The 23,337-nt window shown below is 70.7% G+C and carries 24 protein-coding genes; 12 read left to right on the forward strand and 12 right to left on the reverse strand.

The features are described 5' to 3' along the window. Positions 1–299 precede the first annotated feature (299 nt). The 4 genes from AB0M83_RS40330 to AB0M83_RS40345 all read left to right on the forward strand — a co-directional run bounded on the left by AB0M83_RS40330 (position 300) and on the right by AB0M83_RS40345 (position 6,055). Complete coding sequence (locus tag AB0M83_RS40330; RefSeq protein WP_364525746.1) at positions 300–1,748, forward strand: amidohydrolase; 1,449 nt, start codon at positions 300–302, stop codon at positions 1,746–1,748. A gap of 203 nt (positions 1,749–1,951) precedes the next feature. Then, positions 1,952–2,686, forward strand: coding sequence for a hypothetical protein (locus AB0M83_RS40335; protein WP_364525748.1), 735 nt, complete (start codon positions 1,952–1,954; stop codon positions 2,684–2,686). 395 nt (positions 2,687–3,081) lie between these two features. Continuing rightward, positions 3,082–5,430, forward strand: coding sequence for a GH92 family glycosyl hydrolase (locus AB0M83_RS40340; protein ID WP_364525750.1), 2,349 nt, complete (start codon positions 3,082–3,084; stop codon positions 5,428–5,430). Positions 5,431–5,479: 49 nt separating this feature from the next. Further along, a complete protein-coding gene (locus tag AB0M83_RS40345) occupies positions 5,480–6,055 on the forward strand; it encodes a TetR/AcrR family transcriptional regulator (protein WP_364525752.1) in 576 nt (191 codons plus the stop codon). On the opposite strand, the gene AB0M83_RS40350 is transcribed toward AB0M83_RS40345, so the two are convergent. Together AB0M83_RS40350 and AB0M83_RS40355 are read right to left on the reverse strand one after the other, a co-directional pair. Further along, positions 6,029–6,193, reverse strand: a complete 165-nt coding sequence (locus tag AB0M83_RS40350; RefSeq protein WP_364525754.1) for a DUF397 domain-containing protein — start codon at positions 6,191–6,193, stop codon at positions 6,029–6,031. The genes AB0M83_RS40345 and AB0M83_RS40350 overlap by 27 nt on opposite strands. A gap of 13 nt (positions 6,194–6,206) precedes the next feature. Beyond that, positions 6,207–7,040, reverse strand: coding sequence for a helix-turn-helix transcriptional regulator (locus AB0M83_RS40355; protein WP_364525756.1), 834 nt, complete (start codon positions 7,038–7,040; stop codon positions 6,207–6,209). A gap of 78 nt (positions 7,041–7,118) precedes the next feature. Here AB0M83_RS40355 and AB0M83_RS40360 point away from each other — a divergent pair, with 78 nt between their 5' ends. From AB0M83_RS40360 to AB0M83_RS40370, 3 genes are read left to right on the forward strand one after another with little or no spacing between them, the layout of a single operon-like run. Beyond that, positions 7,119–7,313, forward strand: a complete 195-nt coding sequence (locus tag AB0M83_RS40360) for a zinc finger protein (protein ID WP_364525758.1) — start codon at positions 7,119–7,121, stop codon at positions 7,311–7,313. Continuing rightward, positions 7,307–7,723, forward strand: a complete 417-nt coding sequence (locus AB0M83_RS40365; protein ID WP_364525760.1) for a hypothetical protein — start codon at positions 7,307–7,309, stop codon at positions 7,721–7,723. The genes AB0M83_RS40360 and AB0M83_RS40365 overlap by 7 nt, the downstream gene beginning before the upstream one ends. Before the next feature lie 26 nt (positions 7,724–7,749). Beyond that, complete coding sequence (locus AB0M83_RS40370; protein WP_364525762.1) at positions 7,750–8,235, forward strand: DUF2127 domain-containing protein; 486 nt, start codon at positions 7,750–7,752, stop codon at positions 8,233–8,235. On the opposite strand, the gene AB0M83_RS40375 is transcribed toward AB0M83_RS40370, so the two are convergent. The 3 genes from AB0M83_RS40375 to AB0M83_RS40385 all read right to left on the reverse strand — a co-directional run bounded on the left by AB0M83_RS40375 (position 8,221) and on the right by AB0M83_RS40385 (position 12,601). After that, positions 8,221–9,759 carry an amino acid ABC transporter substrate-binding protein gene (locus AB0M83_RS40375; protein WP_364525764.1) on the reverse strand — a complete coding sequence of 513 codons (1,539 nt, stop codon included), beginning with the start codon at positions 9,757–9,759 and terminating at the stop codon, positions 8,221–8,223. The genes AB0M83_RS40370 and AB0M83_RS40375 overlap by 15 nt on opposite strands. Positions 9,760–9,779: 20 nt before the next feature. After that, positions 9,780–11,774 (reverse strand): hypothetical protein, encoded by a 1,995-nt coding sequence (locus AB0M83_RS40380; RefSeq protein ID WP_364525766.1) that lies wholly within the window; start codon positions 11,772–11,774, stop codon positions 9,780–9,782. Positions 11,775–11,890: 116 nt separating this feature from the next. Continuing rightward, entirely contained in the window at positions 11,891–12,601 is a 711-nt protein-coding gene (locus AB0M83_RS40385; protein ID WP_364525768.1) for a serine/threonine protein phosphatase, read from the reverse strand. A gap of 112 nt (positions 12,602–12,713) precedes the next feature. On the opposite strand from AB0M83_RS40385, the gene AB0M83_RS40390 reads away from it, so the two are divergent. Further along, positions 12,714–13,442, forward strand: coding sequence for an AfsR/SARP family transcriptional regulator (locus AB0M83_RS40390; protein ID WP_364525770.1), 729 nt, complete (start codon positions 12,714–12,716; stop codon positions 13,440–13,442). Here AB0M83_RS40390 and AB0M83_RS40395 read toward each other — a convergent pair. The 5 genes from AB0M83_RS40395 to AB0M83_RS40415 form a co-directional block, all read right to left on the reverse strand. Further along, complete coding sequence (locus AB0M83_RS40395; RefSeq protein ID WP_364525772.1) at positions 13,421–14,185, reverse strand: hypothetical protein; 765 nt, start codon at positions 14,183–14,185, stop codon at positions 13,421–13,423. The genes AB0M83_RS40390 and AB0M83_RS40395 overlap by 22 nt on opposite strands. 125 nt (positions 14,186–14,310) lie before the next feature. Continuing rightward, a complete protein-coding gene (locus AB0M83_RS40400; RefSeq protein WP_364525774.1) occupies positions 14,311–16,155 on the reverse strand; it encodes a glycosyltransferase family 39 protein in 1,845 nt (614 codons plus the stop codon). After that, entirely contained in the window at positions 16,155–17,408 is a 1,254-nt protein-coding gene (locus AB0M83_RS40405; RefSeq protein ID WP_364525776.1) for a bifunctional glycosyltransferase family 2/GtrA family protein, read from the reverse strand. Before AB0M83_RS40405 ends, AB0M83_RS40400 begins: the two co-directional genes overlap by 1 nt. 103 nt (positions 17,409–17,511) lie before the next feature. Then, the gene (locus AB0M83_RS40410; protein WP_364525778.1) at positions 17,512–18,084 is read right to left on the reverse strand and encodes a hypothetical protein; all 573 of its coding nucleotides are present in this window, start codon (positions 18,082–18,084) and stop codon (positions 17,512–17,514) included. Beyond that, positions 18,081–18,347 carry a hypothetical protein gene (locus tag AB0M83_RS40415; protein ID WP_364525780.1) on the reverse strand — a complete coding sequence of 89 codons (267 nt, stop codon included), beginning with the start codon at positions 18,345–18,347 and terminating at the stop codon, positions 18,081–18,083. Before AB0M83_RS40415 ends, AB0M83_RS40410 begins: the two co-directional genes overlap by 4 nt. Before the next feature lie 385 nt (positions 18,348–18,732). Here AB0M83_RS40415 and AB0M83_RS40420 point away from each other — a divergent pair, with 385 nt between their 5' ends. The 4 genes from AB0M83_RS40420 to AB0M83_RS40435 are packed head-to-tail and all read left to right on the forward strand — an operon-like array spanning position 18,733 to position 22,318. Then, positions 18,733–19,950, forward strand: coding sequence for a helix-turn-helix domain-containing protein (locus AB0M83_RS40420; protein ID WP_364525811.1), 1,218 nt, complete (start codon positions 18,733–18,735; stop codon positions 19,948–19,950). 10 nt (positions 19,951–19,960) lie between these two features. Further along, complete coding sequence (locus tag AB0M83_RS40425; protein ID WP_364525782.1) at positions 19,961–20,710, forward strand: hypothetical protein; 750 nt, start codon at positions 19,961–19,963, stop codon at positions 20,708–20,710. Beyond that, entirely contained in the window at positions 20,707–21,300 is a 594-nt protein-coding gene (dcd, locus tag AB0M83_RS40430; RefSeq protein ID WP_364525784.1) for a dCTP deaminase, read from the forward strand. Before AB0M83_RS40425 ends, dcd begins: the two co-directional genes overlap by 4 nt. Beyond that, positions 21,284–22,318 carry a thiamine-phosphate kinase gene (locus AB0M83_RS40435; protein WP_364525786.1) on the forward strand — a complete coding sequence of 345 codons (1,035 nt, stop codon included), beginning with the start codon at positions 21,284–21,286 and terminating at the stop codon, positions 22,316–22,318. Before dcd ends, AB0M83_RS40435 begins: the two co-directional genes overlap by 17 nt. 12 nt (positions 22,319–22,330) lie before the next feature. Here the strand turns inward: AB0M83_RS40435 and AB0M83_RS40440 are convergent, their stop codons facing one another. Beyond that, positions 22,331–22,948, reverse strand: coding sequence for a hypothetical protein (locus AB0M83_RS40440; RefSeq protein WP_364525788.1), 618 nt, complete (start codon positions 22,946–22,948; stop codon positions 22,331–22,333). After that, complete coding sequence (locus AB0M83_RS40445) at positions 22,945–23,217, reverse strand: hypothetical protein (RefSeq protein ID WP_364525790.1); 273 nt, start codon at positions 23,215–23,217, stop codon at positions 22,945–22,947. Before AB0M83_RS40445 ends, AB0M83_RS40440 begins: the two co-directional genes overlap by 4 nt. Positions 23,218–23,337: the final 120 nt, after the last annotated feature.

The following is a 23,337-nucleotide window of genomic DNA, read 5'->3' on the forward strand; positions in this document are numbered from 1 at the left end:
GGGGCTTGGGGGGCCTGGCAGGGTGGCCCCGCGGTAACTGGCGGGGGGCATAAAGCAGTTAATGTCGCTTTGAGGGACTCAGAGTCCCTCAATGCGACATTCACGGATCTTCGGCGGCAACCGAGGGAGTCGAACCCTGCGCGGCTTGTGAAGGCGGCGCCCATGGACCGGCCCTGACCCTTCGGCGGGCGACGGCTGCCATCGCTTATTACGTCTCGTACAACGGTAGCTGATACCCATCTCATTCCCATCTCACTCGGTGCTTCACCCGGACGGGCCCGGCTGGCAGGGTGGTCCGCATGGATGATCTACTCCTGCGCCGCGTGCGGCCGGGCCTCGGCGGGGAGCTCGCGGACGTCCGGGTCAACGACGGCCGCGTCACGGCGATCACCGAGCCGGGTTCGGCCGGGTTCGCGGCGCGGGTCGTCGACGGGCACGGTGGCACGCTGCTGCCGGGGCTGGTCGACGCGCACGTCCACCTCGTGCAGTGGGCGACGTCCCGCCGCCGGATCCCGCTCGACGCGGCGCGGTCGGCGGGGGAGGCGATCGAGCTGCTGCTGGCACATCTGCTGGCGACGCCGGCGCCGCAGTCGGAGCTGGTGGTGGGCGCGGGCTTCCGCGACGGGCTGTGGCCGGACAAGCCGCACAAGGACCTGCTGCAGCGGGCGCTGCCCGGGCGGGCGGTGGCGTTGTTCAGCGCGGATCTGCACACGCTGTGGCTGAGCCCGGCGGCACTGAAGCTGATCGGCCGCGACCACCCGACGGGCGTGCTGCTGGAGAGCGACTGCATGACCGCGACGGCCCAGCTCCCCACGGCCGCGATCGACGTCCAGGACGAGTGGGTGAGGGAAGCGGTGTCCGCGGCGGCGGCGCGGGGCGTGACCCAGATCGTCGACTACGAATACGCGGACACGGTGACGGACTGGACGCGCCGAGGCGCCCCGGCGGCCCGGATCTCATGCGTGATCGCCCGCCACTTGCTGGACCAGACCATCGAGCGTGGCCACCGCACGGGCGACGTCCTCCCGGAGTCGGGCGGGCTGCTGACGGTGGGCCCGTTCAAGCTCTTCGTGGACGGATCCCTCAACACCCGCACGGCTTATTGCCACGATCCCTACCCGGGCTCGGACTCCTCGGGGCTGCTCGAGCTGCCGCCGTCCGAGCTGGTTCCGTTGATGGAGCGGGCTTTCTCGCACGGGCTGATCCCCGCGGTCCACGCGATCGGCGACCAGGCCAACACGATCGCGCTGGACGCGTTCGCGCAGGTCGGTTGCCCCGGGCGGATCGAGCACGCGCAGTTGCTTTCTCTTGCTGACGTGTCGCGGTTCGCTTCCTTGGGTGTGATCGCGGCGGTCCAGCCGGCGCATCAGCCGGACGACCGCGACGTCGCGGACCGGCATTGGCACGGCCGGACTTCGCGGGCGTTCCCGTACCGCTCGCTGCTGGAATCGGGCGCCCGTCTGGAGTTCGGCTCGGACGCGCCGGTGGCACCATTGGATCCGTGGGACGGAATCGCCTCGGCGGTGTTCCGCACGGACGACGACCGCCCGCCGTGGCACCCGGAGCAGGCGTTGTCCTTGCCGGACGCCCTGGCGGCGGCTTCGGGCGGGCGCCGCGGAGTGTCAGTGGGGGACGTGGCGGACTTGACGGTGACGGCGGCGGACCCGTCCACACTGTCCGCGTCAGACCTGAGGACGCTCCCGGTAACGGCCACGATCCTGGACGGTCACGTGACCCACCAGATCTGACCGGCCCCAGCGCCCCAATGTGGCCTTCGGTGCGTTGAACGCACCCAAGGTGGCCTTCGGTGCGTTGAACGCACCCAAGGCCACATTGGGGCGTTGGCGCAGGGGTGCTGCGAACGGCGGATTTCGGTCGGAAGCGAAGCGAAAGGACCGTTCGCGCTCTGCTTCGCAGAGATTTTGTCGGACCTCGTGATCATCCTCGGCGCATGTACCGAGGAACCTGGACCAAACACCCACTCGTCACCGGCCACCCGAACAGCCCGGATGTCGTGCGCGTATCCGAGCTCGAAGAGATCGGGATGCCTCGCAGCAGTGTTTACCGTCGATGCCTGCCCGGCGGGCCATGGCGACGGCTGCTGCCCGGCGTGATCCTGCTGCATGCTTCTGAGCCGACCGATGAGCAACGCTTGAAAGCTGCCCTCCTTCGCGGGGGCGGAGGCTCCATGATCACGGGTTTGTGGGCATTGCGGCGCCACGGTTTGCAGCAGGTGCCGGAGCCGGACGACGTTCACCTGCTGGTACCGCACGAGCGTGAGGTCACCAGTGCCGGGTTCGCCGTCGTCGAGCGCACCACCCGGCTGCCGAAAGCCATGGTTCGGGACAACGTGCCGGTCGCGCCCGTGCACCGTGCGGTGCTGGACGGAGCGCGCAGAGTCCGCGACTTCGACACGGTGCAGGCGATGCTCGCGGAAGCGGTGCAGCGAAGGAGGTGTACTGCCGAGCAACTCGATCGCGAGCTGAGCAGGGGTAGCCAGCGAGGCTCCGCCCTCCCGCGCAGAGCATTGCAGGCGCTCCTCAATGGCGCCGAGTCGGTGGCCGAAGCTGACGCTTGGGAAATCTGGAAGCTTGCGGGTTTGCCACCTGCCGAGTGGAACGTCTCGGTGTCTTCGATCGGCACGGTGCCTTCATCTCGAAGCCGGACGCCTGGTGCGAAGACGTAGCGTTCGCATGGGAGATCGACTCGCGCAAGTACCACGAGGGAGGTGACCACTACGCGGCAACTCTGGCGCGGAACGCTCGGTACTCGGCCGCTGGAATCGTCTACCTGCAGACATTGCCGAGCCGCCTTCGGACCGAGCCGGGCAAGGTGATCAGTGAGCTCCGTGACACCTACGCCGCGGCTGCCGGCCGCCCGAGACCGCCGGTGACTTGCCGGCCCTGAGACCGAGCGCCCCAAGGCGGCCTTGGTTGCGTCTGACGCACCGAAGGCCGCCTTGGGTGCGTTGGACGCAACGAAGGCCACATTGGGGCGCTCGAGACCTTGGGGCTTGATTTGTCCACCGGACAACGGAAAAGATCTCACCGGATAAGTGACAACGTTGTCAGGAGGAGACGGATGAGACGGTGCATCCCGAAGAGGGGGACGCGCGTCCTTGCCACCCTGCTCGCCGGAGCCACGGCCGCCGCGCTGGCCGGAGCCACACCGGCCGATGCCCAACCCAGGTTCGCCGACGATCCCACCACCCTCGTCGACACCTCGATCGGCAACAACGGGGACGGCACCACCTTCCCGGGCGCCACCACCCCCTTCGGGATGGTGCAGCTCAGCCCGGACACCCAGCTCAAGAAGTACGCGTCCTACGACTACGCGCAGGACACCACCCTCGGCTTCAGCCACACCCACCTCTCCGGCGTGGGCTGTCAAACGATGGGCAACGTAAGGTTCATGCCTACCACCGGCGCCGTCACCAGCAGTGACCCCGCGCAGTACGGCGCCAAGTTCAGCCACGCCGACGAAACCCGGCAACCCGGGTACTACGGGGTCAAGCTCGGCAACGGCATCGAAGCCGAGCTGACCGCCACCCAGCGCACCGGGCAGCACCGCTACACGTTCCCTGAGGGAACGAGCGAGAACGTCCTCATCGAGGTCGGCGAGAGCAACGGCTACACCTACGCCGGCGACGTGCACGTCGTCGGGGACGACACCGTCGAAGGCTGGCTGCAGGGCGGCAACTTCTGCTGGGAGACGCAAAAAGAGCGCTACAAGGTCTTCTTCAGCGCCAAGTTCGACCGCAAGTTCACCAGCTTCGGCACCTGGACCGACGACAAGCTCACCCCGAACCAGCGTGACGCGAAGCTCGGCACCCAGCGCACCGGCGCCTGGCTCACCTTCGGCTCCGACAAGAGCCAGGTCGGCGCCTCGGTCGGCCTCTCCTACACCTCCGTCGACGGCGCCCGGCTCAACCGCACCGCCGAGCAGCCCAAGTCGTTCGACAAGGCGAAGCGACAAGCACACGACACCTGGGAAGACGAGCTGAACCGCATGCGCGTCGCCGGCGGGACCACCGCCGACCAGCGGACCTACTACAGCGCGCTGTACCGGTCGCTGCTGCACCCGTCCGTCGGGTCCGATGTGGACGGTTCCTACCGCGGCTTCGACGACGAAGTCCACCGAAGCCGTGACACGTACTACCAGATGTTCTCCCTGTGGGACACCTACCGCTCGCAGAACCAGCTCGTCGCGCTGCTGCACCCCGACAAGGCCGCCGACATGACCAAGTCCGTCCTCAAGATCTACCAGGACGGCGGCTGGGTACCGCGCTGGGCGCTGGCCGGCGGCGAGACGAACGTGATGAGCGGCGACCCCGTCACGCCGTGGGTGGTCGACAACTACCGCCGCGGCATCCTCGACGACCGGACCGCGCGCCAGCTGTTCGACGCGCTGTGGCGCAACGCCAACGAAGTCCCGGAGGACCAGTCGATCTTCCGTGGCCGTGACGGCAATCCGACGTACGTCAAGAACGGCTGGATCGGCTACCAGGACCTGTCGGGCTACACGTACGGCGACACCCGCCAGGCCGGCTCGGCGACCCTCGAGTACGCCCTCGCCGACTGCGCCCTCTCGACCATGGCCCAAGGGCTCGGGTACCGGGACAAAGCCAAGACGCTCAAGGACCGCTGCGGCAACTTCGCCAAACTGTGGGACACCAGCGTCGAATCCCACGGCTTCACCGGCTTCCCGCGCACGAAGGCCGCGGACGGCACCGGCGTCGGCGACCCCGACCCGGCGCAGTCGGTCGGCTTCCACGAGGGCACGCCGTGGCAGTACCAGTGGCTCGCCCAGCAGGACACCGCGAAGCTGTTCGGCCTGATGGGCGGCCCGGCGCAGGCGGAGCAGCGGCTCGACACCTTCTTCGACACGCCGCTGCTGCTCACCGACCCGGCGAAGGCCGCCAAGGACTCCTGGGTCCACGGCGCGTACGACTACCACAACAACTTCGCCTTCAACCCGAACAACGAGCCCGACCTGCACGCGCCCTGGATGTACAGCTGGACCGGCGCGCCGTGGAAGACGTCGGCCGTGCTGCGCGCGGCGCGGACGCTCTTCACCGACACGCCGTACGGCATGCCCGGCAACGACGACCTCGGCACCATCTCGTCGTGGCTCGTCTTCGGCATGACCGGCGTCTTCGAAGCCCAGCCCGGCTCCGGGACGTACCTGCTCAGCACGCCGATGTTCGAGAAGGTCGAGATCCGGCCGGCCGGCGGCCGGAAGATCGAGATCGAGGCGCCCGGCGCGAGCGCGGCGAAACTGCAGTACACCAAGGACGTCCAGGTCGGACACCGTGGTTACGACCGCAGCTGGATCTCCCACGCGGACCTGCTCCGCGCGGGCAAGATCCAGTTCCGCTTGAGTGACACCCCGACGAACTGGGGGACGAAGTCGGCGCCGCCGGCGATGTAGTCGCGTAATGGCCTCCCCGGGAACCCGGGGAGGCCATTACCATCCCCGCATGCCGACGCCGGACGCCCGTGAGCGCATCCTCGGAACCGCCACCCGGCTGTTCGACCGGCACGGCGTGCACGCCGTCGGGCTGCAGCGGATCATCGACGAGTGCGAGTGCGGCAAGAACCTGCTCTACACGCACTTCGCGAGCAAGGACGACCTGGTGGTGGCCTACCTGAGGCGCTGCGCCGCCGGCTGGGACGTCCTCCTGGCCGGCGCGAAGGCGGCCGCGGACACCCCGGAGCGGCAGCTGGTGGAGCTGGTACGCGCGGCCGGGACGCGGGCGACCGGTTCGCGCGGCTGCCCGTTGCGCGCCACTCTCGCGGAGTTCCCGGAGCCGGGGCACCCGGCCCACCGCGTGGCGGTGGACCACCTGGTGCGGGCACGGACGCAGCTGCGAGAACTGGCGGCGGAGACGTCGGCGCCCGACCCGGAGCGGCTGGCGGACCGGCTGCTGCTGATCATCGACGGCCTGTACGCCCACGGCCCGATCTTCGGCGACGACGCGGCCAAGGCGGCCGTCGCCTTCGCGGAGGACGTGGTGCGGTCCGAGACCTCAGCGCAACCGACGGAGGGCCGCTGACCAGGCCTGACGCGAGAGGGTGAGCTGACCGGCGGCCGGCGCCTTGCTGTCCCGCACGCCGACGGTGCGCTCGATCGCCACCTCGACACACTCGGAATTGCCGCCGCTGTGGCTGGACTTGCGCCAGGTGGCTTGCATTCGGCTCCTCGGGCTATTTCGCCGCCTCCGCGATCAGCGCACGCGAGGCATCTTCGCTCAACGCTCTCCCTGCCAACACTTTAGCAAGCCGCAGGTAAGAGCGGATGTGTCCGTCCGCATGGAGGAAAGCGCTCGAGTAGGCGTGCTCGAGCAGCGCGATCGGTGGCGTGTCTTCGTACTCGTAGAGGAAGAAGGAGCCCAGCATGCCGGGGTGGTAACCGGCCTCGGCGGGAAGCACCCGTAGCGAGATGTGGGGTCGCTCGGCGACCTCGAGCAGGTGGTCCATCTGGTCGGACATGATGTCCTCGCCGGCTATCGGCTCGCGCAGAGCGCGCTCGCCGATGATCGCGCGGTACTGGACCGGTTCAGGCCGGGTGAGCATCTTCTGTCGATCGAGTCGCATGGCCAGGTGGGCGTCGGCCTGGCTTCGCGTGAGGTCGGAGTTGTCGAGAATGGCTCGTGCGTAGTCGGGGGTCTGCAGAATTCCGGGAATAAGCGTGCAGGCCCATGCGGTGATCTTCGTGGCGGACCGCTCGCATTCCACCAACCCGGAAAGCTCGGGGCTGATTTCGGGTGTACCCGGCGTAACCCAATCTCGTTCGCGTGCCGTCCTGGCCAATTCCAGCAGATATTCCTGCTTTTCTCCTCGCACGTGGAAGAAGCCGAGGATGAGCGCCACGTCCGCGACGGCCGGCAACCTCAACCCCTTCTCCCACAACGACAGCACTTGCGGCGCGAAGCCGAGTATGCGCGCCAGCTGGCGCAACCCCACTCCGTGCGCTTCGCGTACTTCGCGCAGCCCGGCGGCCAACGCGCGAGCGCGCGGCGTGGAAGAAGTCGCTTTCATGAGCCGATGATACGAACTCCGTCCATCACCCTCTCAGTGTGTTGGTGTCAACCGGATCGGACAGATTGAATGGACATCATGTTGAGGTGGCAGCAGGCGGAGGGAAAGCGGCACGCGCTCGACGGCTCATTCCCGCCGCGTCCGGAGGAAACGTTCGTGAGCTTGTGCGGGGAAGAGGTGACCGTCGCGGTGCGCGACGTTCCGCAGCTCGGTGGGCACTGGTTCGATCCGACGTGCACCGGCTGCCGGGCGGCGTGGCTGGCCCGGTGCTGACCGGCACCGACCGGGACCGGCGGCTGGTCGAGCGCGTCCACGACCTGCACGGCTCGCTCGGCCTCGACGTCACGTGGCTGGCGCGCACCCTCGACGACGAGATGCCCCGGCCCGACATCGTCCGCGACCTGGGCGAACGGCTCGCCGAGCTGGGCGCGGACCTCGTCGCCCGGGCGGACGAGCTGGACGCCCGGGTCCGCGCCACCCTCCCGGACCACGGCTGGCTCCCCGAAGCGGGCGCACGGCGGCGCGCACTGGCCGTCGCCCACCAGGTCGGCCCGCACCCCCTCCGGTGCGGGCCGATCTTCCTGGCCGTCTGCGGCGCGGCGTGCTTCCCGTTCTACGGCACGGACCCGACCGGCCGGACAGCCCGGCACGAACGGTGCGAAAGGTGCCTCCAGGTGCGCTGACCTGCCGTTCGTGCTGAGCTGGGGGCATGGCTGAGGCGAAGACGAACGCGACCGAGCGGTTCTTCCGGATCGCGATCGCGATCAAGGGGCTCGACGGCGCGCTGCAGGTCGTCGGGGCGCTGATCCTCGCGTTCATCCCCGCCTCGACCGTCAGCGGGTTCACCCACGCGGTCATCACGCGTGACCTGCTGGGCGACCCCTCCGGCACCCTCGCGCGGCACCTGGAGTCGGCGACGGAGAACTTCCTCCACGGCGACACGAAGACGTTCGCGGTCGCGTACCTGCTCGCTCATGGCCTGATCAAGCTCGGCCTGGTCTGGGCGCTGGCGCGCAAGATCGTCCGGGCGTACCCGGTCGCGGCGGTGATCCTCGCCGCGTTCGTCGTCTACGAGGTCTTCCGGGCCATCCACACCCACTCGATCGCGCTGCCGTTCTTCGCCGCGCTCGATGCCGTGATCATCGTGTTCGTGCTGCGCGAATACCGGCAGCTCAAGCGGTCACGAGGTGCATGACGGCGACGTGTCCAGCGGCCGGCCCTGCGACCACACGAGGTCGACCGGACGGGCCGAGCCGTCCGCCTCGATGCGCAGGATCGGCAGCACCTTGTCGATCTGGTTGCCGCTGTCCTGCCGGAACGCGATGAACCCGGTGGCGCCGGCCACGGCCGAGTTGCAGTCGATGTTCGCGACGAAGTTCGTCACCGACCGCGGGCTGCCCGACGGGTCGTCTTCGGCCGCCTTGACCGCCGTCGCGACGGCGTCGTGCTCGATCATCGCCGCGCCGTCGGACAGGGCGTCCGCCTCGAACTCGTGCGTGCCGGTGAAACTGTTGATGAAGTCCGTGTAGTTCTGCTGGTAGGTCAGCGCGGCGTCGTTGCCGGTGAACATCTTCCACTGGTCCGGGTAGGCCAGCGCGGTGTACAGCGGCGTGACGGCGATGTCGCCGGCCAGCGGGAGCTTCGTCCCGACGAGCGTCGCGGTGTCGTCCCCCGAGATCACCGTGACCGAGCGGAGCTGCTGGCACGCGCCGTCGTTCGAGAGCGCGTAGACGAACGACCTCAGGTCGACCCCGCGGCCGGCGAAGTAGATGACGTCGGGCTGGGCGTTGCAGATGTCGGAGTGCATGCCGCGGAACAGCTTCTGGAGGTACTCGTCGCGGCTCGTGCCGGTGAGCTGTCCTTCCAGGGAGTCGTACTTCTTCGAGAACTGGATCGGCACCAGCTCCTGCTCGGTGAACGCCTTGGCCAGGGTGCCCGCGTAGGTGTCGGCTTCGTTGACGTCCGTGACGAGCATCGTGCGCCGCTTCGGGAGCTTCGCGATGTAGTTGAGCGCGGCGTGCGCCTCGTCGCTGTTGGTCGGCCCGACGCGGAAGAAGTTCTTGATCCGCTTGCCGTTCGCGTCGAAGTTCAGGTCGTCGGCGGTCACCGTCGCGCCGATCGTGACGATGCCCTGGCGGGACAGCTCGGCGATCGCGTCGCGGGTGTTCTGCAGGCTGATGCCGATACCGGTGACGGCGGCGATGCGCCGGCTTTCGGCGTTCGCGACGATCTGGCCGACCGCTTCGCGCCAGTGCTCGGCGTTGCTGCCGAAGTTCGCCAGCAGCAGCTTGACGCCGGTGGTGTCCGGAAGCGGCCACGCCGCGGCGATCGCGCCCTGGACCTCGTGCCGGATGAACTCGATCGGCGTGCTGTCGACGTCCGGGTCCGGTGTCAGGTTTTCGAGCACCACGACGGTCTTGGCGTTCTTGCCCGCCTGGGCGTTGCGGTCGGCGATCAGGGCTTCGAGGTCGGCGAGCGGGTCGTCGTCGCGCAGCGGCCCGGAGTCGAGGGAGAGGCCGACGCAGACGTCGTTCTCCTCGGTCAGCCCGGCGCCGCACTGTTGCCACGGCGGGTTCCACCACAGGTAGGCGGCCACCAGGAGCACCACGACGACGGTGACGGCGGTCCAGTGCCGGTGAAGCAGGCTTCGCGGCCGGACGGGCGGCCCGGCGGGCCGGTTCCCCGGGGTGAGGCGGTCGAGCAGCGCGGTGCGGGGCATCGGCGTTCCGTTCCGTCGCGTCAGGGCCAGAGGCCGCGGGAGGCGAGCTTGGCGGTGTCGTCGAGCGCTTTGGTGTCCGAGCGCTGCGACTTCGAGGACAGGGCGGTCAGCGCGGTGGCGATGTCGTGGTTCTGGTCCGGGCCGCGTACCGCGAACGGGTTCGCGCTCAGCCAGCTCGCGGCGAGCAGGCGGGCGAGGTTGTTGCGGATTTCGGTGCGGCCGTCCGGTTTCCGCTCGACATCGGCGTCGACGAGCTTGCCGTAGAGGCGCTCGTAGTCCTCGTCGAGCGGCTGGGCGTCCGGCGCGTGCACGACGACGGTGAGCCGGTCGACCCACTCGCGGTGCGGGAGCACCGGGAAGTCCCGTTCGAACAGGTCCACGACGGCCGGGAAGTCGCCGAGGGCGAGCAGGCAGTACGCGAGCCGGACGTCGTCGGCGCCCGGGGCGCCGCGCAGCGCGGAGAACTGGGCCGCGTAGGTCGGGCCCGCGCCGCCGTTGCGCCGCGCCAGCGCCGAGATCAGGTTGCCGGCGAGCCACGGGTGCAGGGTGACGTGGTCGGGGGTGCCGCCACCGTGGCCCGGCGCGTTCACCCACAGCGACGCGCGGAGCTCGGTGAGGATCGGGCCGACGTGCGGCTGGCCGACCAGGCCGTGTTCGGGCAGCGGGACCAGCCACGGCGCGGTGGCGAAGGGCGCCGCCGTGACCAGCGCGTCCGTGTCCACGGTGGACAAGCGGAGATCGGTCAGCCAGCTGCGCCACGGGTCGGGGCCGGAGGTGCCGAGCACGTCGCGGGCGCCGTCGCGGACCGGGGTGTCGCGCAGTGTCTCCGCCAGCTGTTTCACCGCCTTCGGCAGGCCGCCACCGGCCCGGTGGACGAACGCGACCGTCGCGCGGGGGACGTCTTCACCCAGGAGGTCCGCGACCTCGTGGACGTCCAGGGGCTCGAGCAGCACGGGGTAGTAGCCCGAGGGCCGGGCGGTCTCCGGATGGTCGGCCCAGTCGTCGTAGGAGGCGTCGCGGCAGCTCGGCACGACCCGGGCCGCCGTCCCGTCCGGCTGCCACGGCGGCCGCCAGGCGCGGGCGAGCTCCCGCTCCCACTCGCCGTCCCACCTGCCGCTGGTGGCCACGACCAGCAGCGGATCGCCGGTGCCGCGGTCGCCGTGCTTGCGGCGGTAGGCCTCGCGCGCCGCGGTCAAGGCCTTGAGGAACGCGAGCCCGCCGGGGTGGTCGACGTTGTCGAGCAGCACCACCCAGTTGTGCACGTGGGACTGCTTGCCGGGGTTGTCGCAGTCGCACGGGCTGCGCCGCTCCGGGGCGGACATCCGGCGGTGGTTCTCCCGGACGTCGGCGAGGAAGGCCTCGGTGAGCCACGCGGTGACGCCGTCGGGATCGGGTTCGTGCCCGCGCGCCAGCCAGTTGAGGTCGACCAGCGCGTCGAGGGCGTCACCGGTCTTGAACCGGTCGAAGTCGGTCAGCGAACGCAGGATGTGGCGCAGCCGCGGGCGGACGGTCTGGATCAGCGCGGGGACCTCGGCGGCGAACGCGTCACCGAACGGCGCCGGCACGGCGGTGGCCGCGGTTTTCACGAGCACCCGCACCAGGGGGTCGAGCCGGCCCGGCCAGCGGCTGCGCTTGAACTCCACGAGCAGCCGGCGCAGCGTTTCCTTGTCCCGCACGCGGTCGGTGGTGGTGAGTTCCGCGCCGACGGCGATCAGCGCGACGGTGAAGCGCAGGAACCGCGGCTGCGCGCGGTGGCGCCACTTGCGGGAAAGGTTGTAGGCGAGCCGGATCAGGACGTCGACGGGAGCGGGGTCGTCCTCGGCGAAGTCGAACCGTGCGTGCACGACGCCCCAGCCGAGGTGGTCGGCGATCTCCGACAGCGCGTGCGACTTGCCGGCGCCGACCGGGCCCAGCAGGAGCACCACCGGCTGGGGGCGCGGCGGCTTGCCGGTGACGCCGTTCCAGAGCAGGCGGCGGGTCAGCAGGACGGAACCGGAATGATCCGTTTCGATCATCGGTGTGTACTCCCCCAGGTAAACCACGACCACGACCGGTCACCAGGATAAACACTCCGTGACGAATCGGCTACGAGTCTTCCCCGTTCGGCCTAGCCCGGTCGCTGCCCTTCGGCCTACGCGGCGACGGGAAATCGCACCGTCGTGCTGTCGGCCTCCAGGGGTTCGACGTAGACGGCGGTCGCGTTGTCCGAGCCGCCGCGGGCGAGCGCCGCCTCGACGAGCTCGGCCGCGCCCGTGCCCGGCCGGGCCAAGACCGCGCGGATCCCGCTGCCGGTCAACGGCTTGTGGACGCCGTCGCTGGTCAGCAGCAGCCCCGCGCTCGACGTCGCCGCCGTGCCGATCTCCTCCGGGCCGGCCGTGCGGACGCTGGTGGTGACCACGTGCTCCATCCGCGGGGTCACCGGCTGGTGGCGGGCGCGGAAGTACTCGGCGAGCGTGTGGTCGGTGGTCAGGCGGCCGAGCGTGGTGCCGTCCCAGGCGTACGCGCGGGCGTCGCCGACCCAGGCGACGCGGTACCCGCCGTGCTCGGCCGGCATGGCGACGACGAGGACGGCGTCCCCGGTCGTCTGCTCGCGAACCGCGCGCTGCGCGGCGAGCACGGCCTCGACCGGTCCTTTGTGGACCGGCGTGCGGGCGGCGGCCGCGGACGCGATGCGGGCGGCCCGCGCGGCGGCCGGGTCATCTCCGACGCCGTCCGCGAGGGCGAACACGATGCCGGGGCCACCGGCCGCGGCGTACGCGCCGACGGCGTCGGCGTTGAGCGAGCGCGGCCCCTGGGCGCTCGCGGTGTGCCAGCGCGGGTAGCCCGGTCGTGTCGTGATCATCGCGGCCTCCTCGACTCCTCTGACCTCCATGATCCGCGCTCAACCTGTGGGCCGTCTGAGACTTTCCTGTGCCGGCGGTGTCGGTCCGGGTACCTTGGGAACGGGGTGGGGCATGGAGTTCCGGATTCTCGGGCCGCTCGCGGTGATCCGCGCGGACGGTCACTCGGCGGTGCTCGGCGGGCGGAAGCCGCGCACGCTGCTGGCGGCGCTGCTGCTGGCCCGCGGGCGGGTGGTTCCCGATGAGCGGCTCATTTCGCTGCTGTGGGAAGGCATCCGGCCGTCGACAGTCGACGCGCAGCTGTGCACGTACGTTTCCCGGCTGCGCAAGGGACTCGGGCGGCCCGCGCGGCTCGTCCGGTCGGGGGGAGGGTACCTGCTGGCGCCCGACGGCGGCACGGTCGACGCGGAGGAGTTCGAGCGATTGGCCGCTTCCGGCCACGACGAGCTGCGGGCGGGGTCGGCCGGCCGGGCGGCCGCGTTGTTCGGTGCCGCGTTGGACCTGTGGCGCGGTCCGGTGCTCGCCGGCATCGCCGAACCGCTCCGCGCGGGAGAGTCGGCGCGGTTCGAGGAGCTCCGGTTGGCCGTCCTGGAGAGCCGGATCGAAGCGGAGGTGGCGGCCGGCGACCACCTGCGGGCGGTGCCGGACGCCACCGGCCTCGTGCTCGAACACCCACTGCGGGAACGCGCACGGGCGCTGCTCATGGCCGCGCTCTGCGCGAGCGGGCGGCCGGCGGACGCGGTGGCGGTGTACCACCGGGGCCGGCGGATCCTCGACGAACGGCTCGGGATCGCGCCGGGCCCGGTGCTGCGGGCGGCGTATCAGCGGGTGCTGTCCGGGTAGGGCGACGAACGGAAGTCACGGTCGAGCTCGGCCGTCGAGCGCGGCAGCCAGTACCGGGCCTGCGCACGGACCTGCTCGCGCGGCAGACCCGGGTTGACGTGCCGGTGGTCGGGACGCGCGATCGACTGCAGCGCCCAGGCGAAGCCGAGTATCGGGGTGATCCGAGCCCAGCGGCGGCGGTCGATGTCCAACACCATCTGCGCGCGCTGGACGGCGTGCCAGAAGTGGTAGCCCGACGGCGGATCGCCGTCCATGGTGTGCACTTCGGACTCGACGTCGGCCCGTCGCGGGTCGAACAGAATCCCTTGCCCGAAGGCCGCGAAGGCTCTCGTGAGGCCCTCTTCGTCTCCGCCGTAGAAGCGGTCGAAGTTGCCGAGCTGCAAGGCCGACAGCGTGCTCAGCGGCTGCTCGATCGGCCTGACGAACTCGGCGTAGTTGTGCGGGTAGCCCGGTTCGAGGCTGAGCTCCCGCCACTTCGCGGGCAGGCCTTCCGGGGCGTTCTGCTGGATGAAGGGGAAGAGCACCGCGTAGGCGTCCCGGACCTCCTGGGCGGGGTGGTACAGCGCGATTTCGTCGAGCTGGTACCAGAGTTCGTTGGCTTTCCGGTCACCCAGCATGCCCGGCACGGGCGGCAAGGCGGTCGTCGTCCCGGCTTCGGCCGTGCCGGTCATGAGCCCGGTGCTCGCGACCGCGACGGCCGCTCCCGCACCGAGTTTGAGCAGGTTCCTGCGATCGAGCGTCATGGATCCACCCCCGTCGGCGGCCCCCTGCCGCCATCGCCGTCACGGTACGGAAGGTTTCCATACTTTCTCTGTACGATCCGCTGAACCGGAGGGCCCGGGCTCCTGAGAAGCCCGGGCCCTCCGGTTCAGCTCTGCAGGTCGTAGACCGTCTGGCCGTCGACCGTGGTGGCGGTGAAGTTCGCCGTCACCCACGCGGTGATCTCCGAAGAGCCGCCGCCCGGGCCGCCGCCGCGGCCACCGTCGATGTAGTACTCGATCTCACCGGCCGCGACGTAGGCCTTGAACTCGTCCAGCGTCGGGGCCGGGTCGGAGCCGCTCCAGCCGCCGATGCCGATCACCGCCTTGCCACTGGCCAGTTCGAGGGACGCCGCGCTCTGCGAGCCCGTCGTCGCCGCGGCCCACTTCGTCGTCGTCTTGGCCAGCAGCTCGCCGACCGCGCTCGAAGATGCGTCTTCGCCGGAGCCGCCCATGCCGCCGCCCATCGCGCTCGACGTCGGTCCCGAGGTCGGGATCGAGCCGCTGTGCGCCACCGACGCCGTCTCGACGCCGTAGGCGGCGGTGGAGACACCCAGGGTCAGGACCACGGCCGCCGCCACGATCGTGGCCGCCTTGCGGACGGTGGGCACGCCCATCACCAGCACGGTTCCGGCGAGGATGCCGAGCACCGCCACGGTCCAGCGCAGCGCCGGGAACCAGTCCGGCGTCCGGTCGAGCAGGATGAACGACCACACCGCCGTCGCCACGACCATCCCGGCCAGCGTGGCGCGCGGACCGAGGTTGGCCCGGCCCTGCCACAACGCGCGGCCCGAGATCGCGACCACCGCGGCGATCGCCGGGGCGAGCGCGACCGAGTAGTACGGGTGCACGATGCCGCTCATGTAGCTGAACACCACGGCCGTCACGACCAGCCAGCCGCCCCACAGGACCAGCGCCAGGCGCGTCCGGTCGGTCCGCGGCGCGCGGCGGGTGAACCACAGCCCGGCGACCAGGCCGATCAGCGCGGCGGGCAGCAGCCACGAGATCTCCGTGCCGAAGCTCGACCCGAACATCCGGAAGAGACCCGCGGCGCCACCGAAGCCGGTGTTCCCACCGCCCATTCCGCCGCCGGGGCCGCCACCTTCGCCGCCACCGAAGATCCGCGACAGCCCGTTGTAGCCCAAGGCGAGCTCGAGCAGGCTGTCCCCTTCGGACCCGCCGATGTAGGGCCGTGACGCCGTCGGCCAGAGGTCGACCAGCGCGATGTACCAGCCCGCCGAGACGACCAGTGCGACCACCGCGCCGCCGAGGTGCAGCAGCCGCTTGCCGATCGACGTCGGGGCCGCGATCAGGTACCCCAGCCCGAACGCCGGCAGCACCAGGAACGCCTGCATCATCTTCGTCAGGAAGCCGAAACCGATCGCCGCGCCGGCCAGCGCGAGCCAGCCGGGGCTCGCCTTTTCCGTGGCGCGCACGACGAAGTAGGCGCCCGCGACCATGAGCAGCACGAGCAGCGCGTCCGGGTTGTTGAACCGGAACATCAGCGCCGCGACCGGTGTCACGGCCAGCACCGCGCCGGCCAGGAGCCCGGCGATCGGGCCCGAAGTCCGTTTCACCGTCAGGTAAAGGATGCCGACGGACGCCACGCCCATCAGCGCCTGCGGGGCCAGCACGGTGAAGCTGGAGAACCCGAAGATCCGCGCGAAGAGCGTGCCGGCCCACAACGCCGCGGGCGGCTTGTCGACGGTCAGCACGTTGCCCGAGTCGAGCGACCCGAACAGCCACGCCTTCCAGTCCTGCGTCCCGGACTGCACGGCGGCGGCGTAGAACGAGTTGCCGTAGCCGGACGCGGTGAGGTTCCAGAAGTACAGCACGGCGGTCGCGGCCAGCAGCCCGAACACCGACGGGCGGACCCAGCGCGGCGGCGCGTGTGCCACGGATCCCTTGCGGTGACGCGGTTCCTGCGTCACGGGGCCGGACAGGACGGCGGTCATCAGTACTCCTTCTGGGTAGCCTGGCGGCGCGGGTTGAACACCCAGCCGCGCAGGAGCAGGAACCGGAGCACCGTCGCGGCGAGGTTCGCCAGCACGAGCACGGTGATCTCCAGGACCAGGCCGGGGGTGGTGGATCCGTTGAGCAGGGCCAGCGATCCGCTCGTCAGGGCGAGCCCGAGGCCGAACACGATCAGCCCTTCGAACTGGTGGCGCCCGGCGCCGGTGCGCCCGCGGATGCCGAAGGTGAGCCGCCGGTTCAGCGCGGTGTTCCCGATCGCCGTCACCAGGAGCGCGGCGAAGTTCGCCGGCTGCGCGCCGACGGCCGTCCGCAGGAGCAGGAACAGCACGAGGTAGGCGAGGGTGCTGCTGACGCCGATCGCGGCGAACCGCACGAGCTGCGTCACCAGCCGCGGCGGCACGCCGGGCGCTTCGACGCCGATCGGCTGCCGGCCGAGCTGCTCGCGCAGGCGGCTGATCGGGATCTCGCCGGTGAAGGTGGCCTTCGTGACGCGGGCGATGCCCTTGAGGTCCGCGGTGGCGGTCTTGACGATGTTGACCGACGAGTTCGGGTCGTCGACCCAGTCGACCGGCACCTCGTGGATCCGCAGCCCGGCGCGCTGCGCGAGCACGAGCAGCTCGGTGTCGAAGAACCACCCGGTGTCCTCGACGTGCGGCAGCAGCTCACGCGCGACGTCGGCGCGGATGGCCTTGAAGCCGCACTGCGCGTCGCTGAACTTCGCGGCGAGCGTCGAGCGCAGGATCAGGTTGTAGGCGCGGGAGATGAACTCGCGCTTCGGCCCCCGCACGACTCGCGCCCCCCGGGCGAGCCTGCTGCCGATGGCGAGATCGGAGTGCCCGGAGAGAAGGGGAGCGACGAGCGGCCCGAGCGCGGCGAGATCGGTGGAGAGGTCGACGTCCATGTAGGCGAGGACGGCGGCGTCGGAGGCCCGCCAGACGGCGTTGAGCGCGCGGCCGCGGCCCTTTTCGTCGAGGTGGTGGACGGCCACCTCGGGGAACTCCCGGGCGAGTCTTTCGGCCACCCGCAGGGTCGCATCGGTGCTCGCGTTGTCGGCGATCGTGATCCGGTAGGCGTAGGAAACGTGTTCGGCCAGGTGCGCGTGCAGCCGGCGGATGCACGGTTCGAGGTCGGCCTCTTCGTTGTAGACCGGGATGACGACGTCGAGGACGGGCTGCGGGCCGGCCAGATCGACCGGGACGGTCCCGGGCCGCGACGCGGAGGCGGTGGCTGTCATGCCTCACACGGTCGCGGGTCCCGCTTTGGCGACGGTGTGATCGCCCTGTGCGGTAGCTGTGCGCCGCACCCGGCGCCCACCAGGTGGACGCCGGGCGCGGAACTCAGCTGTGCGCCCGCAGCGGCACGACCTCACCGGGCGACACGGCACGACCGGGCTCACGCCGGGCCGCCCTGGTGCAGATGGTCAGCGTGATCAGCGCCGCGTACTTCGGGTGGCGGTCGACGTACACCTCCGCCGCGAAGCACGCCGCCGCCAGCACCGCGCGGCCCGCGTGGATCTGCTCGAACCCGATGCCCGCCGGGCAGAACAGCTTGACCACGACGTCGCCGTCGACCGGGCGGGTCCACAGGATCGCCGGCCGTCGGCCGTCCACCGTGCAGATCCGCGCGCCCGCGAAGCCCGTGCGCAACCGGTGCTGCACGACGATCGCGCGCAGCCGGCCGCGCACGTGACGGCGGGCCGCGCGCCAGTAGAAGACCCAGTTGAACGCCGCCGCCAGGGCGACCAGGGACCAGACCAGGCCCAGCGCGAGGAAGAGGGTGACCAAGGCGTAGGGCAGGAGCGTCACGGCGAGGATCTCGTAACGCCAGTGGTAGAGCCACAGGACCGGGTTGGGCCGCTTGACGTGCGTCAGCTGCCGGGCCAGTTCGGTGGCGTGGTCGTCGCGGGTCATGACCGTGCTCCTTTCCCTCCTTCGGCGGCCGCGACCGCGGGCGCCGAGCGGATGACTCCGGTGCCGGCGCAAGCCGGGCAGGCCACGCCGTTGGTGGGGATGAGCCCGTGGCCGCCGCAGGAAACGCAGGCGTGCACGGTGTTCCAGCGGGGATCGCGGTAGACGCGGGTGCCTCGAGCCCCGCGCCGGACCTCCCAGCCGCGCTCGGTCGCGCGGGCGTCTTCGTCGGCGGCGAACAGCCACTCGCCGACGCGGTACAGCATCCGGTCGAACCAACCGCGTGGGCGGGACGTAGGTAGGTTGTGGTCTTGCATCGTGACACCCCCGTAAACACCGCACGGACTCGGACGGGCGGCCCGGCAAGGGCGCCCACGGGCGGCTCGGGGAAACCGCCGGGCACTTTGCGTAGTGCCCCAGCTGCGCGTGGTCGCGTCCACTACGGCGAACAGGGGGGCCGCGAGCAGGGGTTTCAACCCGTTCGGGCGAGTCGACCCCAGTCCGCACCAACAAAGAGTCGCCGGTGGGATAGAGTGCGCTCTGTGTCCACATTTTGTCACCTCCTACTCTTACCTACTCAGGTAGGTAAGACTGGTGGCAAGTGCCTACCTACATTCTACGACCACGACGCGGCCGATAGGTTCTGATGTGATAACGGCCGAGAACGTGGGCGCCGAGCTGCGCCGGCTGCGCAAGGCGGCCGGGCAGACGCAGGCGGACGTCGCCCGGATCGTCGGGGTGAGCCGCGCGAACCTGACCCAGTGGGAGACCGGGCGCTACCTGCCATCGGCCGAGAACGCCCGGCTGCTCGACGATCACTTCCGCGCGGCGAACGCCCTGGTGGAGATGGCCGAAGCGGCCCGCACACCGACGGCGGCCACCGGTGGGGTCCTGTCCACCGGCGGGTCCCTGCTCGAGGTGTTCCGACGGGCCGGGACGAGCCTCGCCGAGGAGCTGATCCGCGACGCGAACGGCCGCGCGGTCGGCTGGCGGCACAACCTCCAGAAGCGGGGCGCGCACACGACGCTCGCCACCGCCTACGGGATCTCGGCGATGGTCGTGGTAGGCGAGACCTACATCGACCTACATGCGGTCGTCGAGGACCTCTACGCGAAGCGTTCCGACCTCGGCTGGCAGGGCCGGTCGGCGGGCCGCCGGCCCGAGGTCACGGCGGCGGTCGTGGGTGCCTTGTTCCAGGCCAGCACCATCCTCTCGGCGGACGAAGGCCTGACCCACCTCGAGCGTTCGCTCGACGACCGCAGCCGGACGCGGCCGTTCCTGCTCTCCGCCGCCCTGCGCACTTCGGTCCGGCTCGCGCCGGACGCCCCCCTGACCCGGCGCCTGACGGACGACCTCCTCGCGGCCCGGCTCGACTTCGACGGCGTCCCGCTCTGGGGCGAGAAAAAGGAAGAAGGGCTGGTCTCGCCGGAGCCGTCCACCGCCCACACCGCGCGTGCGGTGGTGGCTCTGCGCGAGCTGTTGCGCTCCGGACACGGCAGCGACGAAGTCACCGACGCCGTCGAGGCCGGCACCCGATGGCTCGTCGAGCGGATCCACCCGGACGACGGCGTGTCGGAAGACCTCGCACTGCCCCAGCCGGAAGGCCGGCCGGACGTGCGGGTCACGATCAAGCACTTCACGTCCGCCTGGGTTCTCCAGGCGTTGGCCGAGGCGCCACAAGTGCCCGTGGCCAGGCTGAGCCGCGTGCTCAATTCCCTGTGGGAGCGCTATGAACCCGGGCGTGGCCTGTGGGCGTGGGGCAGCGGTGACCTTCCCATCTGGATGACGCTGGACGCCGTGACCGCGCTGCGCTCCGCCGCGCTGGCTTTCCCGGCATCGGCACTCCTTCCCCCTTCAGCCGTAGAATGAGATCCGCACGATGAGCACGACACCTCTGGTGGTCAACGGCGACCACCCGTTCCCGCGGCACCTCGCGGAAGCTTTGCACGGCAACGGTTCCCGGCCCGGTCTGGACCAGCTGCGAGCGACGGCGGAGCACATCCGCGCGCACCGCGGCGAGTTCGCGGAGTGGCTGCGTGACCTGGCCGCCGACACTTCGGCCGTCGCCGAGATCGCGAAACGTTCGTACTGGCACCCCAATGGTTTCGCGAAGATCGTCCTCCACACGGGAGTCGAGCCCGAGTTCCGCGTCCGCCTCCACGTCTGGCCGGAAAGCGAAACCGTTTCCCGCGGCGAATCGAATCCGCACAGCCACCGCTGGGAGTTCGCGTCCCACGTCCTGGCCGGCACCGGCATGCACATGGTCGACTTCGCCGAGACCGCCGAGGGCGGCAAGTCCTTCCGGCGGTTCCGCTACGGCGCTGACCCCGCGAATCCGGCCGCCCTGGTCGCCGACGGTGAAGTGCGGCTCAAACGCCGCGCGGTGCCGCACGTCCAGGGCGGTGACGTCTACACGTGCGACACCTCGGTCGTCCACACCGTGCGGCCCATCGACGCCGGGCTCACCGCGACGGTCGTGGTCCAGGGGCCACGCCGGACGCCCACGACGGTCGTCTACTGCGAGCCCGGGGAAAGCGACGACCAGCCGAACTTCGATCTCACCGAAGCGGACTTCGACGAGCTCGCGACCGCGGTACTGGCGACCCTGGACAGCGGGGTCGCATCATGACTGTCGTGAAGCGGGACCAGCACGGCGTGCTGACCGACCGGGACATCCGGCGGGCCTACGCGACCGGCGAGCTGCGGGTCGACCCGTTCGACGCGGAGCTGGTGCGCCCGGCGGCGCTCAGCCTGCGGCTCGGGCACGAAGCGTTCAGCCTCGTGACGCACGGGCCGGTCGACGTCGCGGACCGCTCGACCCACCCCGAGCTGGTCCCGAAGGAACCGGACGCGAGCGGCCGGCTGGCCGTCGAACCCGGTGAAGTCATGCTCGCCCCGACGCTGGAGAAGATCGGGCTTTCCGAAAACCTGGCCGGTCTCGTCGACGGCATCAGCGACTACGCGCGGCTCGGGATCAGCGTGGTCCTGTGCGGGCAGGTCAGCCCAGGCTTCGGCCAGGACACCGGCGCCGTGCTGACGTTGGAGATCGTGAACCACCTCCGGCACCCGGTGCTGGTGTACCCGGGCGCCCGGATCTGCAACTTGATGCTGTTCGCTTCGGCCGGGAGCGAGCGGCCCTACGGCGCCATGCCGCACAACTACTCGAGCGACCACGCGGTCGTCGCGTCCCGATTGGCGGATCATGTCCGGCAGCACTGAGCTTTGCCTCGGCGACCTGGGTGAGCAACGGATTCAGCGGGAAGTACTGCGGCCCCGCTACGGCGGCACCGAAGGCTTCGGCGACGACAGCGCGTTCCTGGCGACGGTGAACAGGCCGAGCGAGCTCGTCGCGACGACCGACAGCTGCCCCACGCCCGTCGTCGACCTTCTGCGCGAGCCGGACCTCTACAACGCGGGCTGGCTGCTGGCCACGATCAACCTGTCCGACCTGGCCGCGGCCGGGGCCGAACCGCTGGGGCTCGTCGTCAACTACACGCTGCCCAAGACGACGACCGTGCGGGCGTTCGAGCGGCTGCTCGACGGCGTCGACGACTGCTGCGCCGCCCACGGCACGAAGGTCGCGGGCGGGGACATCCGGGACGGCGCCGTCCAGCTGACCGCGACGGCCATCGGGCGGTGTGCTCCGGGAAGCAGGCTGCGGCGGTCCGGCGCTAAGGCCGGGGATCGCCTTCTGCTGGTCGGCTCCCCCGGCTACCTCTGGGCCGCGGCGCTGCTGGAAACCGGGCGGGCGCAGGTCTCGGCCCAGACTCGGAACGAGATCTGGCGGCGCGCTTGCCGCCCGATGGCCCAGCTGAAGGCGGGCCAGTTGCTGGCCGAAGCCGGGCACGCGCGGGTGGCGATGGACGTCTCCGACGGCCTGTTCGCCACGGTCCGCACGCTGTGCGAAGCGAACGGTCTCGGCGCGGTGCTCACCGGCGAGTTCACGCTCGACGGGCCCGTGGCCGAAGTGGCCGCGCAGTGCGGGGTGCCGGCGTTCGACCTCGCCCAGACCTGGGGTGACTGGGGTCTGGTCGTGGTGGCCGAAGACGCCGGTCTGGTCGAGAAGACGCTGTACGCGGAAGGCGTCGCGGCACAGGAGATCGGGACGCTCACCGCCGACGAGCAGCTGATCGCCGGAACCGCTCCTTGGCAGGGGATCGCCCAGGAGCGGTTCTCGGCCAGTTCCTGGCACGGCGGTGAACTGTCCACTTTGGTCACCGAGGTGCTGGGGATCTAGAGGTGCTGGGATCTAGCTGTGCGCCCGCAGCGGCACCACGTTGCTGGGCAGGACCGCCCGCTCCCGCGGGGCCTCGGTCGGGCTGATCGTCAGCGTCACGAGGCTCGCGTACCTCGGGTGGCGGTCGACGTACACCTCCGGGACCGCGCACGCCGCCGCGAGGACCGCGCGGTTGCGGTGCAGGTGCTCGAACGCCTCGCGGCCGAACAGCGACACCACGACGTCGCCGCCGCGGGGGCGGGACCACAGGATCGCCGGGAGGCGGCCCCCGGGCAGGCGCAGCAGCGGGAACGCCGCGCGCAGGCGGTGCTGCAGCCGGACCGCCTGGATCCGGGTCCGCACCTGGCGGCGCCGCAGCAGGCACCACCCCAGCGCCGCGACGAGAGCCGCCGACGTCCACAGCGGGCCGGCCCACAGGGCGAACGTCACCACGAGGTAGGGGAGCAGCGTCACCGCCAGGATCTCCCACCGCCAGTGGTAGAGCCGTGCCGGGAACGACGCTTGCCTGCTGGTCATTTCCGTGTTCCTTCCGGTCAGCCGGCGGCGCAGAAGGCCGCCGAGGTGGAGCGAGAGACGTCCGGCGGCGATGCCGAGCACGAGGGCCGCGACGACCGCCAGCCCGGGCGTCATGTCGGGATCCGGGTCTTCGGGGCGGGCTCGGGCCGGAGGTCGCGGTCCCGGCCGAGCTGCCAGGTCCAGCGCCACCCCGCCCAGATCGCGACGACCGAGCCCAGCAGGACCAGCACGAAGGCCTGGCCGACGAGACCGTCGAGGGGTGCCAGCCGAAGCAGCACCAGCAGCGCCCAGACCTGCGTGGCGGTGAACGGAATGACCAGCCCGGCCGCGTAGACGCCCCGGCGCCAGCGGCTCTGGCGCGGTGCGGTGGTGTAGGGGTCCATGAATGCCCTCCTCTGCCCGTGGATCCAGGAAACCTCCGGCTCGCCGCGCGGTCTGTGTCAGCTGACACAGAAGGCGGGATTCAGCTCGCCAATCGTCGAAGTTCGGCCAGGCGGTGGATC

The organism is Amycolatopsis sp. NPDC051106 (assembly GCF_040682775.1).
GTDB lineage: Bacteria > Actinomycetota > Actinomycetes > Mycobacteriales > Pseudonocardiaceae > Amycolatopsis.

Excerpts from the sequence above, each read along its gene's own strand:
- AB0M83_RS40405 (WP_364525776.1), bottom strand. The coding sequence starts at position 17,408 with ATGACAGCCACCGCCTCCGCGTCGCGGCCCGGGACCGTCCCGGTCGAT.
- AB0M83_RS40425 (WP_364525782.1), top strand. The coding sequence starts at position 19,961 with ATGAGCACGACACCTCTGGTGGTCAACGGCGACCACCCGTTCCCGCGG.
- AB0M83_RS40400 (WP_364525774.1), bottom strand. The coding sequence starts at position 16,155 with ATGACCGCCGTCCTGTCCGGCCCCGTGACGCAGGAACCGCGTCACCGC.
- AB0M83_RS40380 (WP_364525766.1), bottom strand. The coding sequence starts at position 11,774 with ATGATCGAAACGGATCATTCCGGTTCCGTCCTGCTGACCCGCCGCCTG.
- AB0M83_RS40375 (WP_364525764.1), bottom strand. The coding sequence starts at position 9,759 with ATGCCCCGCACCGCGCTGCTCGACCGCCTCACCCCGGGGAACCGGCCC.
- AB0M83_RS40370 (WP_364525762.1), top strand. The coding sequence starts at position 7,750 with ATGGCTGAGGCGAAGACGAACGCGACCGAGCGGTTCTTCCGGATCGCG.
- AB0M83_RS40415 (WP_364525780.1), bottom strand. The coding sequence starts at position 18,347 with ATGCTGTACCGCGTCGGCGAGTGGCTGTTCGCCGCCGACGAAGACGCC.
- AB0M83_RS40350 (WP_364525754.1), bottom strand. The coding sequence starts at position 6,193 with ATGCAAGCCACCTGGCGCAAGTCCAGCCACAGCGGCGGCAATTCCGAG.
- AB0M83_RS40385 (WP_364525768.1), bottom strand. The coding sequence starts at position 12,601 with ATGATCACGACACGACCGGGCTACCCGCGCTGGCACACCGCGAGCGCC.
- AB0M83_RS40355 (WP_364525756.1), bottom strand. The coding sequence starts at position 7,040 with ATGAAAGCGACTTCTTCCACGCCGCGCGCTCGCGCGTTGGCCGCCGGG.
- AB0M83_RS40410 (WP_364525778.1), bottom strand. The coding sequence starts at position 18,084 with ATGACCCGCGACGACCACGCCACCGAACTGGCCCGGCAGCTGACGCAC.
- AB0M83_RS40340 (WP_364525750.1), top strand. The coding sequence starts at position 3,082 with ATGAGACGGTGCATCCCGAAGAGGGGGACGCGCGTCCTTGCCACCCTG.
- AB0M83_RS40360 (WP_364525758.1), top strand. The coding sequence starts at position 7,119 with ATGTTGAGGTGGCAGCAGGCGGAGGGAAAGCGGCACGCGCTCGACGGC.
- AB0M83_RS40335 (WP_364525748.1), top strand. The coding sequence starts at position 1,952 with ATGTACCGAGGAACCTGGACCAAACACCCACTCGTCACCGGCCACCCG.
- AB0M83_RS40440 (WP_364525788.1), bottom strand. The coding sequence starts at position 22,948 with ATGACGCCCGGGCTGGCGGTCGTCGCGGCCCTCGTGCTCGGCATCGCC.
- AB0M83_RS40390 (WP_364525770.1), top strand. The coding sequence starts at position 12,714 with ATGGAGTTCCGGATTCTCGGGCCGCTCGCGGTGATCCGCGCGGACGGT.
- AB0M83_RS40435 (WP_364525786.1), top strand. The coding sequence starts at position 21,284 with ATGTCCGGCAGCACTGAGCTTTGCCTCGGCGACCTGGGTGAGCAACGG.
- AB0M83_RS40345 (WP_364525752.1), top strand. The coding sequence starts at position 5,480 with ATGCCGACGCCGGACGCCCGTGAGCGCATCCTCGGAACCGCCACCCGG.
- dcd (WP_364525784.1), top strand. The coding sequence starts at position 20,707 with ATGACTGTCGTGAAGCGGGACCAGCACGGCGTGCTGACCGACCGGGAC.
- AB0M83_RS40395 (WP_364525772.1), bottom strand. The coding sequence starts at position 14,185 with ATGACGCTCGATCGCAGGAACCTGCTCAAACTCGGTGCGGGAGCGGCC.
- AB0M83_RS40330 (WP_364525746.1), top strand. The coding sequence starts at position 300 with ATGGATGATCTACTCCTGCGCCGCGTGCGGCCGGGCCTCGGCGGGGAG.
- AB0M83_RS40445 (WP_364525790.1), bottom strand. The coding sequence starts at position 23,217 with ATGGACCCCTACACCACCGCACCGCGCCAGAGCCGCTGGCGCCGGGGC.